This window comes from Escherichia sp. E4742, from assembly GCF_005843885.1.
Classification (GTDB): Bacteria; Pseudomonadota; Gammaproteobacteria; order Enterobacterales; family Enterobacteriaceae; genus Escherichia.
The window spans coordinates 4,864,484-4,879,293 of sequence record NZ_CP040443.1 but is presented as its reverse complement, the minus strand read 5'-3'; the positions used below and the strand labels follow the sequence as shown (position 1 = coordinate 4,879,293).

Sequence of the window (14,810 nt, the reverse complement as noted above, 5' to 3'; positions counted from 1 at the left end):
TATCACTTCACGGAATGAAGGTTACCATACCCGGATTGCATTGACAGGAGATGTCCATGAGCGAGAACTCGATTCGTTTGACCCAATACAGCCACGGAGCAGGTTGCGGCTGTAAAATTTCCCCAAAAGTGTTGGAAACCATTCTGCACAGCGAGCAGGCGAAGTTTGTTGATCCGAATTTGCTCGTGGGTAACGAAACCCGCGACGATGCGGCAGTATACGATCTTGGTAATGGCACCAGTGTCATCAGCACCACCGATTTCTTTATGCCGATCGTTGATAATCCTTTCGATTTTGGCCGCATTGCGGCGACTAACGCCATCAGCGATATCTTCGCGATGGGCGGCAAACCGATTATGGCCATTGCGATCCTTGGCTGGCCAATTAACAAACTTTCCCCGGAAATTGCCCGCGAAGTGACCGAAGGTGGCCGCTATGCATGTCGTCAGGCAGGGATTGCGCTGGCAGGCGGTCACTCCATCGACGCGCCGGAACCCATTTTTGGTCTGGCGGTGACGGGGATCGTTCCAACTGAGCGGGTGAAGAAAAACAGTACCGCACAAGCCGGATGTAAACTGTTCCTGACTAAACCGCTGGGGATTGGCGTTCTTACCACAGCTGAGAAAAAATCACTGCTGAAACCGGAACATCAGGGGCTGGCGACGGAAGTGATGTGTCGGATGAATATCGCAGGTGCGTCATTTGCCAACATTGAAGGCGTAAAAGCGATGACCGACGTCACCGGTTTTGGTCTGCTGGGCCATTTAAGCGAAATGTGCCAGGGGGCAGGCGTGCAGGCTCGCGTCGATTATGACGCGATCCCGAAACTGCCGGGCGTGGAAGAGTACATTAAACTGGGCGCTGTGCCGGGTGGCACCGAACGCAACTTTGCCAGCTACGGCCATTTGATGGGCGAAATGCCGCGCGAAGTACGCGATCTGTTGTGTGATCCGCAAACTTCTGGTGGTCTGCTGCTGGCGGTTATGCCGGAAGCAGAAAATGAAGTCAAAGCTACCGCAGCCGAGTTTGGCATTGAGCTGACGGCGATTGGCGAACTGGTGCCTGCGCGTGGCGGTCGTGCCATGGTTGAGATCCATTAATTCAATGCGGTTGTTTATAGCCGAAAAACCGAGTCTGGCACGCGCTATTGCTGATGTCCTGCCCAAACCGCATCGTAAAGGCGATGGCTTTATCGAGTGCGGCAATGGTCAGATGGTGACCTGGTGTATCGGTCACCTGCTTGAGCAGGCGCAGCCAGACGTCTACGACAGCCGCTATGCGCGCTGGAATCTGGCGGATTTGCCGATTGTCCCGGAAAAGTGGCAACTGCAACCACGCCCCTCTGTAACCAAACAACTTAACGTCATCAAACGCTTTCTGCATGAAGCCAGCGAAATTGTTCATGCCGGTGACCCGGATCGTGAAGGGCAATTGCTGGTGGATGAAGTGCTGGACTACCTGCAACTGGCACCGGAAAAGCGCCAGCAAGTTCAACGTTGCCTGATCAACGACCTGAACCCGCAGGCGGTTGAACGGGCGATTGAGCGTCTCCGCTCCAACAGCGAGTTTGTACCGCTATGCGTTTCCGCACTGGCGCGAGCGCGTGCCGACTGGCTGTACGGCATCAATATGACCCGTGCGTATACCATTCTCGGTCGCAATGCTGGCTATCAGGGCGTACTTTCCGTTGGACGCGTGCAGACGCCTGTGCTCGGGCTGGTAGTGCGCCGCGACGAAGAAATTGAAAACTTCGTGGCGAAAGATTTCTTTGAGGTCAAAGCGCATATCGTGACACCTGCCGATGAGCGGTTTACCGCTATCTGGCAACCGAGTGAAGCGTGCGAGCCGTACCAGGATGAAGAAGGGCGTTTATTGCATCGCCCGCTGGCGGAGCATGTGGTTAACCGCATCAGTGGTCAACCGGCGATCGTCACCAGCTATAACGATAAACGGGAATCAGAATCCGCGCCGCTGCCGTTTTCGCTTTCGGCGTTGCAGATTGAAGCGGCAAAACGCTTTGGTCTGAGCGCGCAGAACGTGCTTGATATCTGCCAGAAGCTGTACGAAACGCACAAACTGATCACTTATCCGCGTTCCGATTGTCGTTATTTGCCGGAAGAACATTTTGCCGGACGTCAGGCGGTGATGAATGCCATCAGCGTCCATGCACCGGATCTCCTGCCGCAGCCGGTGGTCGACCCGAATTTACGCAACCGCTGCTGGGATGACAAAAAGGTCGATGCACACCACGCTATCATCCCGACCGCGCGGAGTTCTGCCATCAACCTGACGGAGAACGAAGCGAAGGTCTATAACCTGATTGCTCGTCAGTATTTGATGCAGTTCTGCCCGGATGCGGTGTTCCGCAAGTGTGTTATCGAACTGGAAATAGCCAAAGGCAAATTTGTCGCTAAAGCCCGTTTTCTTGCCGAAGCAGGCTGGCGTACGCTGTTAGGCAGCAAAGAGCGTGATGAAGAAAACGACGGTACACCACTGCCTGTGGTGGCGAAAGGCGATGAGTTGCTGTGTGAAAAAGGTGAGGTGGTCGAACGACAAACCCAGCCGCCACGCCATTTTACCGATGCAACACTGCTTTCGGCGATGACCGGGATCGCGCGCTTTGTGCAGGACAAAAATCTGAAAAAGATCCTCCGTGCGACCGATGGTCTGGGGACAGAAGCAACCCGAGCCGGGATTATTGAACTGCTGTTCAAGCGTGGCTTCCTGACCAAAAAAGGGCGCTACATCCACTCCACCGATGCCGGAAAAGCGTTATTCCATTCGCTGCCAGAAATGGCTACGCGACCGGACATGACCGCACACTGGGAATCGGTGCTGACGCAAATCAGCGAAAAGCAGTGTCGCTACCAGGACTTTATGCAGCCGCTGGTGGGAACGCTTTACCAATTGATTGATCAGGCGAAGCGTACGCCGGTGCGGCAGTTTCGCGGCATAGTGGCACCGGGTAGTGGAGAAGAGAAGAAAAAGGCTTCACCACGCAAGCGAGCGGTGAAAAAAAGCCCGCCATCAGAAGACGCGGGCAGTGGATCGATAACATAACGGTCTGATTCAGAGGGTTTTCATAGGCCGGATAAGGCGTTCACGCCGCATCCGGCAGATGCCTGATGCGACGCTAATGACTTAAATTACCCCTTGCGCCAGCATCGCATCCGCAACCTTCACAAAGCCCGCAATGTTCGCGCCCTGCACGTAGTTGGTTTGTTCGCCTTCGCCGCCGTGTTCAACACAGGCATGGTGGATATCCAGCATAATGTGGTGTAAACGCGCATCAACCTTCTCGGCTTTCCAGCCCAGACGCGCAGCGTTTTGCGCCATTTCCAGGCCCGATGTTGCTACACCGCCAGCATTAGCCGCTTTACCCGGAGCAAACAGTACGCCTGCCTGCTGGAACAGCTCAGTCGCTTCGATGGTGGTTGGCATATTTGCCCCTTCCGCCACCGCTTTAACACCATTGGCGATAAGCTGATGTGCAGCGTCTACATCCAGTTCGTTCTGAGTTGCGCACGGCAGGGCGATATCAACCGGCACAGACCACGGCTGTTGGCCTTCGAGATAGACCAGACCAAATTCTTTGGCGTAATCCGCAACACGACCATCGCGGCTGGCTTTGATTTCGATAAGACGAGCCAGTTTCTCTTTCGTGAATCCGCTTTCATCAACTACAGTGCCGCTGGAGTCTGATGCTGTAACCACGCGAGCACCAAATTCCATCGCTTTTTCGATAGCGTACTGGGCGACGTTGCCGGAGCCAGAAACGGAAACACGCATGCCTTCAAAACCCATACCGTGGCGTTTCAGCATCGCTTCTGTGAAATAAACCAGGCCGTAGCCGGTAGCTTCCGGGCGAATAAGACTGCCGCCAAAAGAAAGACCCTTACCGGTGAAGACGCAGGCGGTATTGTTGGAGAGCTTTTTCATCATCCCCGCCATAAAGCCGACTTCACGACCACCAACGCCGATATCGCCCGCCGGAACGTCGGTATCCGCGCCCAAGTGGCGATACAGTTCAGTCATTAGTGCCTGGCAGAAACGCATCACTTCGCCTTCGCTTTTCCCTTTCGGGTCGAAATCGCTGCCGCCTTTACCACCGCCCATCGGCAGGGTAGTCAGGGCATTTTTGAAGGTTTGTTCGAAGCCGAGGAATTTAAGAATGGAGAGGTTTACTGAAGGGTGGAAGCGCATACCACCTTTATACGGGCCGATGGCGGAGCTGAACTGGACGCGCCATGCGCGGTTGACCTGCACCTGGTTGCGATCGTCAACCCATACCACGCGAAACTGGATCACGCGCTCCGGTTCAACCAGACGCTCCAGTAATGACATCTGGCGATATTGGGGATTTTGTTCAAGAAAAGGCCAGAGTGTGGTCATTACTTCACGAACGGCTTGCGCGAACTCGGTTTGATTCGGGTCGCGCTTTTGTACATGGTTGAGGAATGACTCCAGAGAATATGTCTGATCCATAGATATAAAACCCTTATATATTAAGACGATTGTGCGTATGTTGTTTGTGTTAGGTGTTTTTGCAGTTTTCGACTATACCATCAAGAATGTGACGGTAAGCAAGAAAAAAATGACGCAGGAAAGCAAATTAATAATGTGTGGAATTTATAAACGCCACCTAATGTCTGGTGCATCTTATCCGACCTGAAAAACCGGGCGCATTTTCAAGAGTGATCCGTAGGCTGGATAAGGCGTTCACGCCGCATCCGGCAACCAGACGCTAAAGTTTTTCCAACTGGTTACCGTTATCAGTAGCAGAGACAACGAAAAATAAGGAGTTTCCAGTGAGTCGAGCATTGTTCGCCGTAGCGTTGGTATTCCCGTTTTTTGCGCTGGCTAATCAGCATTATCGTCCGGATGTGGAAGTGAATGTGCCGCCGGAAGTGTTTAATTCTGGCGGACAGTCGGCGCAGCCTTGTAGCCAGTGCTGCGTTTATCAGGATCAAAACTATTCCGAAGGGGCAGTGATTAAAGCGGAGGGAATACTGTTGCAATGCCAGAGGGATGACAAAACCATTAGCACCAATCCGCTGGTCTGGCGGCGCGTAAAGCCATAAACGCATGAAGTAGTGGAATATCAGCAGGAGCCAGCGGATATTGCAATGCTTCCTCTGGCAGACACCAGACCAGCGCCTGATGTTCGTGTGCCTGTAACGTACCGTGGAAATCCGGTACGTGCCAGGCATGAAGATGGATAATCCGGCCAGACACTTCCCGCTGATGGCTGGCAACATATTCACCAACCGTTGCGTCAATGCCCAGTTCTTCGCGCAATTCCCGTACCAGCGCCTGTGGCTGACTTTCATCCGCCTCGACTTTGCCACCGGCAAACTCCCATAATCCCGCTTGATCGCTATGCGCAGGGCGTTGCGCGATTAAAATTTTGCCATCCCGTTCGATAATGGCGGCAACAACATCAATCATTTTCATAAATTACACACGGTCGAATACAGGAAAAATGCCATAATATCCGCAGTGTTGCCCGAGCTGAAGGGTTTTATTTCTTAAGGAGTACCCGTGTTAGACCGCCATCTTCATCCCCGAATTAAACCTTTGCTGCATCAGTGCGTGCGGGTTCTGGATAAACCTGGCATCACGCCAGATGGTTTAACGTTAGTGGGATTTGCTATCGGCGTGCTGGCACTGCCGTTTCTGGCGTTGGGCTGGTATCTGGCGGCGCTGATTGCCATTTTACTGAACAGGTTGCTTGATGGTCTGGACGGCGCGCTGGCGCGGCGCAGAGGGTTAACCGACGCAGGTGGCTTTCTCGATATTTCGTTGGATTTCCTTTTTTACGCGCTGGTGCCGTTCGGGTTTATTCTCGCCGCACCGGAACAAAATGCGCTGGCGGGCGGCTGGCTGCTGTTTGCGTTTATCGGCACGGGCAGCAGTTTTCTCGCATTTGCTGCGTTGGCTGCGAAACATCAGATTGATAACCCCGGCTATGCACATAAGTCGTTTTACTATCTGGGGGGATTAACCGAAGGAAGCGAGACGATTTTACTGTTTGTCCTGAGTTGCCTCTTTCCGGCGTATTTCCCGTGGTTTGCGTGGATATTTGGCGCGCTGTGCTGGATGACAACATTTACGCGAGTGTGGAGTGGATATCTGACGCTGAAGTCGCTTCAGCGTCAGTAATGGCACCGTTATTTGCTACTGTCCGGGCCGCGATCACCTGTTGCTATGGGGTTTTTCGGGTCGCTACTCCATTCGTACCAACCACCGTCATATACGGAGACGTTGTTCCAGCCCATTGCGCGCGCATACATAAAGGTTTCTGAGGCGCGCCAGCCGGTGCCGCAGTAGAACGAGACTTGTTGATCTGGCAGGATATTCCATTCTTTCCACATTGCCGCGACGTCATCCGCAGTACGCATGGTGCCGTCCGGGTTATGGAAATCCTCCATATGCGTTGAGTCGCTGCCCGCATGCCCCCAACGTGCGCCCGGGATGTCACCTTTTGGCTTGATGTAGTCATAGCCGCTGGTGGTGCCAATAAATTCCGCCCAGGAACGTACGCTGACCAGTGAGGCATCCTGGCGATGCAGCAGCCCACGTGCCTGCTCCATATCGAGCATCAGTTGCGGTTGCGCCGGGATCTTCACGCCGAAGTCAGGTTCCGGTTTTACTTTCGGTGGCGTACCGCGCTCAACGGGCAGACCCGCATCGGACCAGGTTTGCCAGCCGCCATCCAACAGTCGCACATCTTTCACGCCAGCGTAGAGCATAATTTGCGCCACGCGCGCTGCCGCGTATACGTCACGCCCGTACAGAATGACCGTGGTGTCATGACGAATGCCGTGTTTTGCCAGCATCGCTTTTAGTTGTTCATCAGAAACTTTATTCCACAGCGGTTCGCTTTCCACTTCGTTGGTATCGATGTAGTCAGCGCCGGGAATATGGCTGATAAGGTAAAACTTTGGTGCGCCCCAGGCTGCTTCAATGACTTTCCAGTCACCCGCAGGTTTCGCTGTAACGTCTTTTCCCTGTTGCAGGTCATGCAGCCACTGCGGATATACCAGCTGTTCAAAGTGAGGCAGTTTTTGCAGTCGGGAAGGTTCGCTTAGCGCATCACTCAAGATAGAGATGTGCGTAAAGCCTGCTTTTTGTAGTCGCGTTTTGACGGCGTTGACATCTTTGTCATTACCGTACAGCGCCACTGGCGCATCCGTTTTCAGGTTATGTTGCTTGATCCACTCGTTGAACTGTTCGGCGCTCATTTTGTCGAGCCAGCTAGCAGAAAGGTTTAAGGCGGCAGGTTCATGACCGGAAGGGCCATTTAAGGTTTGTGGCCAGCCGTTATAAAACGCACTGGGGCGAGTATCTATCGCTTTGCCATTTTGTTGTTGAAGCTGGTCAAGTGTAAGAGGCTTCGCCAGTTCAGCGGCCCACGAAGAAGCGCAAGCCAGCCCTAAAGCCATTGCCAGCGCGGTCATTTGAGAAACACGTTTCATCGAAAATCCCGACATTGTAGTTTTGAGTGCGCCATTCTGAACTGACACATCGGGAAAAACTTTGCGTTATCGCAGTTTGTTGCAATTTTCTGACCACTGCGTCATATCCATAACGGGACTATCGGCAGGAACATCCTGAAGATCGTGGGTTACCTGAACGACGGGGATCGCCAGCTCGCGAACTTCATTGAATACCCACTGACGAAAATTATCGCGCAGAGCCACGTCAAGACGGCTGAACGGTTCATCAAGCAATAATGCCTTTGGCTGGGCGAGAAGGGCGCGCAGCAGGGCCACGCGTGCCCGCTGACCGCCTGATAATGTCGCAGGGTCCTGGTGATAAGTTTCAGCCAGTCCCGCTCGCTCAAGCGCGTCTTTCACGGCATTGCGCCGTGCAGTCCCCTTGAGCGTCGACGGTAGCGCCAGCAGTAAATTTTGTCCGACGCTGAACTGGTCAAATAACAGTGCATCCTGGAAAAGAATACCCATCTGACGCCGGGCGGTGGGCTGGGTATCGATACGTTGATCATTGAGCCATAGCTCGCCTGTACAAGAAAATTGCCCGGCCAGCGCACCAATCATCCATGAAAACAGCGTGGATTTACCGCAGCCTGAGGGCCCCATTAACGTGACAATGTCACCTTTGTTGACTGTAAAGTTAACGTCTTCCAGTAAACAGGTTTCAGGCAAACGCAGCGAAACATCTTTCACGCAGAGCATTAGCGGAGTCCTTGTCTGACATAACCTAACCATTTTGCAAGCAGGGCGGTCAGGGCAAAAATAATAAGCGGTAATAGCAGTTGCCATAAAGCCTGGGTGGCGAGGATGCTGTTACTACCGCCGCTACTTAACGCTACCGCTTCGGTGGTGAGCGTCGAGAAACGTCCGGCTCCCAGCCACAGCGTTGGCATATACTGCGCAATACTCACTGAAAATCCGACAGCGAAGGCAATCAGCGCAGGGCGCAGCATTAGCGGACATTTCACGTAAAAGAAGATTTTGGCCCGTGACCAACCCAGCGTTTGTGCAATCAAAATTAACCGCGAGTCGATACGCCGCCAGGCCGGTTGCAGGATGAACAGCATCCACGGCATCACCCACAGCAGATGCCCCCACACAACCGCAGTCCAGCGACCATCCAGATTCAACCATAGCGCCAGCGTGTACTGGCCCGCCACCAGCGGCAAGGCGGGTAATAATATGGGCAACCATAGCCACAACTGGCGACGCTTTGGCCCCCATTCCAGCCACTGCAGCAACAGAACCAAAGCGATGAATGTCGCCACCAGTCCCATCGTCAGGCTATTGAGCAGCGCCTCGTGATTGATCGTTGATTGATCCGCGAGGATCGCCAGCAGAACAACACACAGCACTCCGGTCAAGGGTAAAAAACTCGCCAGCGTATTGCCTGGCAATAAAGGCGTGGCAGGCTTGCGAACGCCATCTACGCGGGGAATAGTACGTCGCCAGCTACGCCATAATAGATAACCAAGCAAAACGTAGGCGGCGAGTAACAGCATCAACAGCAGGCTGGCAAGCGCGCCTTTTGTTTGTTGGTCAATGTCGCCCTGGGTTAACCACTGCCAGCTAATTACCGCAAGCGTCGGTGGATTACCTGGCCCAAGAATAATCGCTACATCCACGACCGAAAGCGACCAGGCGACAATCGCCAGCATCGCCATTGCCAGCGCAGGAGCGACGGAGGGCAATAACAACCAGTTCAGGCATTGCCAGCGGCTGTAGCCCAGCGAGTCCAGTACAATAACTTGCTGTAGCAGCCGTTTTTCACTTAGCACGGCTGACAAGATCCACAGCAGAAATGCGCTTTCTTTTACCGCCAGAGTGAAACCCAGCCCAATACCCCATTTGTCCATTGGCGGAGTGAAATACGGGAAATAGTCATAAAGCAACCCTCCGTCAGCAAAGAGCAGCAGGGCGCTGGTGGCAAAAGCCACGTGGGGGATGGCGAGTAGCCACGGCAGACGGGCGCACATACGCTGCCATTTCGGCCCAGGCCATAGCGCTACTATCACCAGCAGGGCAATAAACAAAGCGCCGACCGCCGCGATGGTTGTCGACACCAGCGTTGCCAGTAATGCCTGTGGTAGCTGCGGATCGGCAAATAACATCTGCCAGTGCGTCAGCGACATGGCAGGTGTTATCAGCGTGAAAGCCGACGGTACCAGCGGTGCGTAAATCACCGCCATCACCATCCACAGCAAAGAAATTAATGCGTACCGTAACGGCGTAGCCATTCTTGTTCCAGCGCATTTACCCAACCAGCATGCGGTTCCGCCAGTACCGGCGGCAGATCCTGCGGCATTCTTGATTGCAATGTTTCACGCTGCCCGGCAGGTAGTTTTTGCGGATCGAGAACCGAAGGATCGCCCCAGACAGTGGGATCCGCTTTACGCAGTTGTGCTTCAGGTGACAACAGGAAGTTGGCGACGACTTTTGCCGCAGCACTGGCAGTTGCGTTGGCTGGAATGGTGACGAAATGCACGTTGCCAATCATTCCCTCGCTAAAACCAAAGCTGTAACTGCTGGTGGGTAAATCGCCGCTGGCGATTTTTTGCTGCGCATGAGCAGGATTAAAAGTCAGCGACAGGCGGAATGTGCCGGCTTTCAGCAGAGCATCCATCCGCGCGGGCGAAGGCGGGAAATCCTTTCCTTCTCGCCACAAATACGGATGCAGTGCATCAAGATATTGCCACAAGGGCGCAGTGACGCGGGCGAAAGTGGCATCGTCTGGCGCTTTTTTTAATGCAGCGGGATCGGGCGTCAGCATAATCAGCAGCTGTTCAAGAAACGCGGTGCCGGTAAAGTCCGGTGGGCGCGGATAGGTAACCGTACCAGGGTTGGCTTTGGCAAATTCCAGCAAGGATTGTGGCGTTTTCGGTGGCTGTGGTGTCTGATCGCGTCGGGCGATAAACGTCAATTGCGCGCCGCCCCAGGGCGATTCCGCACCTTGTGTCGGCACAGAAAAATCTTCCCTCACAGGCAGTTGCGTGTCGACATAGCGCCAGTTGGGCAGAGTCTCCGCCCAGCCCGTTTGTAATAAATTTGCCTCTTTTAAGCTGCGGAAGTTTTCGCCGTTCACCCAGAGCAGATCCACCGAGCCGTCCATTTTACGTCCAGCAGCAGCTTCGGTCTGAATGCGCTTCACCGCGTCTGCGGCATCCGCCAGACGAACAATCTTCAGGTTTATAGCGTAATGGGTTTTCATCTCGCCGCTAACCCAGTCGAGATAGCGGTTAATTGCGGTATCGCCGCCCCAGGCGTTAAACCAGACGGTTTGCCCTTTGGCCTCATTTTTAATTTCCTGCCAGTCACTGGCATGTGTTGCCAAAGAAAACAGCGATAACAATCCCAGCAACCATACACAATGGCGCATCATCTCTCCTTAAGAACGTTTGTCAGGAATACGGCACAGCCCCTGAGCGGGAATGTCCATGGCAGAATTAAAACGGGCTGACAGATTTTGCAAGCCGATCAATGCCGTCAGCTCGGTGAGCGCCTGGGCGTCAAAATGCGTAGTCAGTCGGGTGCGCAGGGCATCATCGACCGTTGGCGGCGTTACGCTTGCGGCTTCGGCGTACTCCAGCGCCAGCCGCTCTTCGTCGCTGAAGAGCGGGCTTTGTCGCCAGTCAGCTACCGCCAGCAGTTTATCAGTGCTGCCGGTACGCTCGGCGACTTTCATACTGGTGATATCCACGCAAAACTCACACAGACACATTTGCGCGATACGCGCGCTGACAAGCGATCGCACCACTGGATCGAGCGGTGAGCGTTTGCGCTCCAGCCAGCCTACAAACATCGACACCAGATAAAAGATAAAGGGGATCCGCCCCCACCAGCGAATGGGGCTTAGCACCTCGCCGTAATGGCGACGATGCAGCCACGCCTGCGGACGTAAAATGAAAGGAATTTTGTTAAGCGGCGGTAAACCCATCAGGCATTCCTCTTCTGGCGCTCAAGCCATATTTTCTTCGCCATAAAAATCACCACGGTCAGGGCAAACAGAATAAACAGTCCGGTGACAAACCAGAATGTACCGCCCGTTAACATACTGCCCGCCCAGGAATAGACGATGGTTGCGGGTAGCTGGCCAAGCCCGGTGGCGATAAAAAACGAGCGAAAACGTATGGAAGTCAAACCGGCAGCATAGCTGATTGGATCGAAAGGGACAAAAGGCAATAACCGACAGACCAGAATGGTGTGTTTGCCGTAGCGAGTGAAAAAGCCGTCCATACTGTCAAGCACGGTTTTACCGGTTAACTTTTCTACCACTTCGCGGCCCATCACTCTGGCGATAAAAAAGCACAGTGCCGCGCCTGCCATCGAACTGGTCCACGACAGCAAACCGCCCCAGAATGCGCCAAACAGCGACGCATTGGCAAAGGTGATCAAAAACGCAGGTAGCGGTGCAGCAATGGCCTGTAAAATCATCAACAAGAACGAGACAACTGCCGCCAGTGCACCGTAAGACTGAATAAAGCGTTCTATACCCTGTTGGTCCACGGCGGCAAACGCCGCAACGCTGCGATTGATAAACTCATGGACGCCGGGAAGCAGCGCCCATGCCAGCAGCATAGCGAACAACAGGATGATGAGGGTTATGCGGTAGTACCAGATTTTACGCGATTGCATTTTCATCATCCTTTATCCTGGTTTTATTCGGCGATTTTAAAGGTAACCGTTGCCAGCGTGTTATCAGCCGGGAGAACCGAGGCATTGCCTTTGAATTTCACTTCGCTGCGTTTTTCCACCGCACCATAAGTGTATGTCGCATTGCTGACGATACCGACCGGGCAGCTATCCAGACATACCAGGCATCCTGTTTTTTTCTCTTCCGCCGCCGCTAAGTTACCACCAAAGCGCATGTCCAGTTTTTTACCGTTACTATCGACAATCACGTCATCGAAGGAATACGCATTTGCCGCTCCTTGCCAGTTAACCGAAATATCCAGTTTGCTGCCTGCGACGTGAGTCGTTTCTTTATTATCCATCGTCATGTTTTCGCCCGGCGTACCACCGGCCTGCTTCAGGGCTTCATAAAATGCTTTCGGCGTGGCATAACCCATAAACAGTGATTTATGCCCGTTGGAGCCATCTTTAAACACAATGCCGTGGCGGGTATCGTCGGTGAGGAAACGCCCATTAATTTGCACCAGCATGGTTACCGTATGATTATTGGCATCGACACGCAGTGGCTGGTTGTCCGAAAGCCCGTCGTATTCCACTTTTGCCCCGGTGTTCTCTTTTTGATCGCAGCCACTAAGCCCTGCGGCTGCCAGTAAACACAGTGCAGCCAGTCCTTTTTTCCATGACACTGAATAATGTTGCAACATCGTTCTATCCTTCATTTTTAGGGTGAGTAAGTGGGCTGTGGCGCGAAGCAGACAGATCCACGTGTTTGTGACGAGCGTAGAGTTTGGCGAGCTGGACGAGAATAAACAGCGCCAGGCCAGCCAGACAGAGTTGTAAAATAAAGCGCAGCGTAATGCCTTCACTGGCAAGATCGCTTGCCATCACGGTATAAATCACTATTCCAGGCAGAGTGGTTAATGCCGAAATAAGGGTATAAGGCCAGAAGGCGATGGCGGTTAATCCGTAAGCGTAATTTTGAATATTGTATGGAAATAGCGGGATTAAGCGGGTCAGAATAAGAAAATCGATACCGTTACGCGTAATGCCTTTTTCAATAGCCTGAAAAGTGTGGCAATGACCGACGTATTTCAACAGTAAATCACGCCCCAGAAAGCGCGCCAACAGGAATGAGCACGACGAGGCCAGCGTGGCGGCAATTAACGAAAGTAGCGTTCCTGTTAGCGGACCAAAAACTATTCCACCGGCGATCACCAGTATGCTGCCTGGTAGCAGAAAGAGGGTGGCGATGATGAATAACAGAATATAGAGGCTATAACCGAAAAAGCCGCTCTGGCGAATGAGTATCTGTAAGTGGGGTAAATCGGTGAGCAGATCGAATAAACCGAAAGTGTGGATAGCGTAAATTATCAGCGCAAAAAGCAGACAGGCAAAAAGGAATTTACGCTCAGCGTTCATCGTGGAGTTTCCTATATCAAACTTGATAATAGAGAAGTGGTCAGACAACTAAAAAACGCAGTGACGGTATAACAAAGGACGGCGGGCAACAAATCATTACTGACAGTTTGTTGATTTTTCTCAAGGTTAATTCTCCTGACCCAGTGCGAGCCAGGAGAACGGAGAAATTAGCGGCGGAAGGTGGCCCAGACAGGTGCGTGATCTGACGGTTTTTCCATACTGCGGATTTCATAGTCGATACCGGTTTCTACGCAGCATTCGGCCAGTGGCTGGCTGGCAAGCAGCAGGTCGATACGCAGACCACGGTTATCGTCAAAACCTTTTGAGCGGTAATCAAACCACGAGAAACGATCTGCTGTTTGCGGATTCGCATGGCGGAAGGTATCGACCAGCCCCCAACTTATCAGCCTGTCCATCCATTCGCGTTCTTCCGGCAGGAAAGAACATTTGCCAGTACGTAGCCAGCGTTTGCGGTTCTCTTCGCCAATGCCGATATCCAGATCGGTGGGGCTGATATTCATATCGCCCATAATCAGCACCGGATTATCACGTTTGAGTTCGGTTTCCAGGTAGTTTTGCAGGTTCTGGTAAAACTGCGCCTTTGCCGGGAATTTTATGGGGTGGTCGCGGCTTTCGCCCTGCGGGAAGTAGCCGTTGATCACGGTGACATTGCCCAGCGGTGAGGGGATTTCCGCCATAATAATCCGCCGTTGTGCCTCTTCGCCGTCGCCTGGGAAGCCACGACGCACGGCAATCGGCGTCTCTTTGGTCAACAGCGCCACGCCGTAATGGCCTTTCTGCCCGTGATAAAACACGTTGTAGCCGAGCTTTGCCACATCTTCGAGCGGAAACATATCATCATGAACTTTTGTCTCCTGCAGGCCAATCACATCAGGCTGGTGCTTGTCGACGATAGCTTCAAGCTGGTGTGGTCTGGCGCGCAGGCCGTTGATATTAAAAGAGACAAATTTCATAGTCGCTGCCATTTATTCTGATAATGAGTGCGTGGATGTTAGCAGAAATTCGTCTGACTTACTGCCTGTTGTTAAGTGATTTGATCGATGGTTGTTAATGATGTCAACGATGGCGCAGAAAATGCCCGCTTTTGGTGCGAGTTGCGTCAGAATGGCGCAGCAATTTCCAGTAAATTTCGTCAATGATCACAATTCCAGAATTATATTTTACTGCTGCATAACATTTCGTTTTTTATTCTTTTTATTCATCTGTATCGCAAACGTATTCACTTTATATGCACTTCAGGTGCAT

The 14,810-nt window shown here is 52.8% G+C and carries 15 protein-coding genes; 4 read left to right on the top strand and 11 right to left on the bottom strand.

Annotation, left to right across the window (positions count from 1 at the left end):
- Positions 1-56: 56 nt before the first annotated feature.
- Together selD and topB are read left to right on the top strand one after the other, a co-directional pair.
- Positions 57-1,100, top strand: coding sequence for a selenide, water dikinase SelD (selD, locus tag FEM44_RS23745; protein WP_135522308.1), 1,044 nt, complete (start codon positions 57-59; stop codon positions 1,098-1,100).
- A 4-nt stretch (positions 1,101-1,104) separates the two neighbouring features.
- Complete coding sequence (gene topB, locus FEM44_RS23740; RefSeq protein ID WP_135522309.1) at positions 1,105-3,060, top strand: DNA topoisomerase III; 1,956 nt, start codon at positions 1,105-1,107, stop codon at positions 3,058-3,060.
- 81 nt (positions 3,061-3,141) lie between these two features.
- Here the strand turns inward: topB and gdhA are convergent, their stop codons facing one another.
- Positions 3,142-4,485 carry an NADP-specific glutamate dehydrogenase gene (gene gdhA, locus FEM44_RS23735; RefSeq protein WP_130259869.1) on the bottom strand — a complete coding sequence of 448 codons (1,344 nt, stop codon included), beginning with the start codon at positions 4,483-4,485 and terminating at the stop codon, positions 3,142-3,144.
- Between the two features lie 323 nt (positions 4,486-4,808).
- Here gdhA and FEM44_RS23730 point away from each other — a divergent pair, with 323 nt between their 5' ends.
- The gene (locus tag FEM44_RS23730) at positions 4,809-5,081 is read left to right on the top strand and encodes a YnjH family protein (protein ID WP_130218835.1); all 273 of its coding nucleotides are present in this window, start codon (positions 4,809-4,811) and stop codon (positions 5,079-5,081) included.
- Here the strand turns inward: FEM44_RS23730 and nudG are convergent.
- Positions 5,041-5,454, bottom strand: coding sequence for a CTP pyrophosphohydrolase (nudG, locus tag FEM44_RS23725; protein ID WP_135522310.1), 414 nt, complete (start codon positions 5,452-5,454; stop codon positions 5,041-5,043). The two genes, FEM44_RS23730 and nudG, sit on opposite strands and share 41 nt — an antisense overlap.
- Positions 5,455-5,541: 87 nt before the next feature.
- On the opposite strand from nudG, the gene FEM44_RS23720 reads away from it, so the two are divergent.
- Positions 5,542-6,162: a CDP-alcohol phosphatidyltransferase family protein gene (locus tag FEM44_RS23720; protein ID WP_135522311.1), complete on the top strand. Its 621-nt coding sequence runs from the start codon at positions 5,542-5,544 to the stop codon at positions 6,160-6,162.
- 8 nt (positions 6,163-6,170) lie between these two features.
- Here FEM44_RS23720 and ynjE read toward each other — a convergent pair whose 3' ends face one another.
- The 9 genes from ynjE to xthA all read right to left on the bottom strand — a co-directional run bounded on the left by ynjE (position 6,171) and on the right by xthA (position 14,518).
- A complete protein-coding gene (ynjE, locus tag FEM44_RS23715; protein WP_135522312.1) occupies positions 6,171-7,478 on the bottom strand; it encodes a thiosulfate sulfurtransferase YnjE in 1,308 nt (435 codons plus the stop codon).
- Between the two features lie 66 nt (positions 7,479-7,544).
- Complete coding sequence (locus FEM44_RS23710; protein ID WP_135522313.1) at positions 7,545-8,198, bottom strand: ATP-binding cassette domain-containing protein; 654 nt, start codon at positions 8,196-8,198, stop codon at positions 7,545-7,547.
- Complete coding sequence (locus tag FEM44_RS23705; RefSeq protein ID WP_135522314.1) at positions 8,198-9,733, bottom strand: thiamine ABC transporter permease; 1,536 nt, start codon at positions 9,731-9,733, stop codon at positions 8,198-8,200. The genes FEM44_RS23710 and FEM44_RS23705 overlap by 1 nt, the downstream gene beginning before the upstream one ends.
- A complete protein-coding gene (locus tag FEM44_RS23700; protein ID WP_135522606.1) occupies positions 9,706-10,872 on the bottom strand; it encodes an ABC transporter substrate-binding protein in 1,167 nt (388 codons plus the stop codon). The genes FEM44_RS23705 and FEM44_RS23700 overlap by 28 nt, the downstream gene beginning before the upstream one ends.
- Before the next feature lie 9 nt (positions 10,873-10,881).
- Positions 10,882-11,430, bottom strand: coding sequence for a carboxymuconolactone decarboxylase family protein (locus tag FEM44_RS23695; protein WP_135522315.1), 549 nt, complete (start codon positions 11,428-11,430; stop codon positions 10,882-10,884).
- Positions 11,430-12,137 (bottom strand): TVP38/TMEM64 family protein, encoded by a 708-nt coding sequence (locus FEM44_RS23690; RefSeq protein ID WP_000977128.1) that lies wholly within the window; start codon positions 12,135-12,137, stop codon positions 11,430-11,432. Before FEM44_RS23690 ends, FEM44_RS23695 begins: the two co-directional genes overlap by 1 nt.
- 14 nt (positions 12,138-12,151) lie before the next feature.
- On the bottom strand, positions 12,152-12,829 hold the full coding sequence (gene ydjY, locus FEM44_RS23685) for a lipoprotein YdjY (protein WP_135522316.1): 678 nt from the start codon (positions 12,827-12,829) through the stop codon (positions 12,152-12,154).
- A 4-nt stretch (positions 12,830-12,833) separates the two neighbouring features.
- Positions 12,834-13,544, bottom strand: coding sequence for a TVP38/TMEM64 family protein (locus FEM44_RS23680; RefSeq protein ID WP_135522317.1), 711 nt, complete (start codon positions 13,542-13,544; stop codon positions 12,834-12,836).
- Positions 13,545-13,711: 167 nt separating this feature from the next.
- Positions 13,712-14,518 (bottom strand): exodeoxyribonuclease III, encoded by an 807-nt coding sequence (gene xthA, locus FEM44_RS23675; protein WP_130218853.1) that lies wholly within the window; start codon positions 14,516-14,518, stop codon positions 13,712-13,714.
- Positions 14,519-14,810 lie beyond the last annotated feature (292 nt).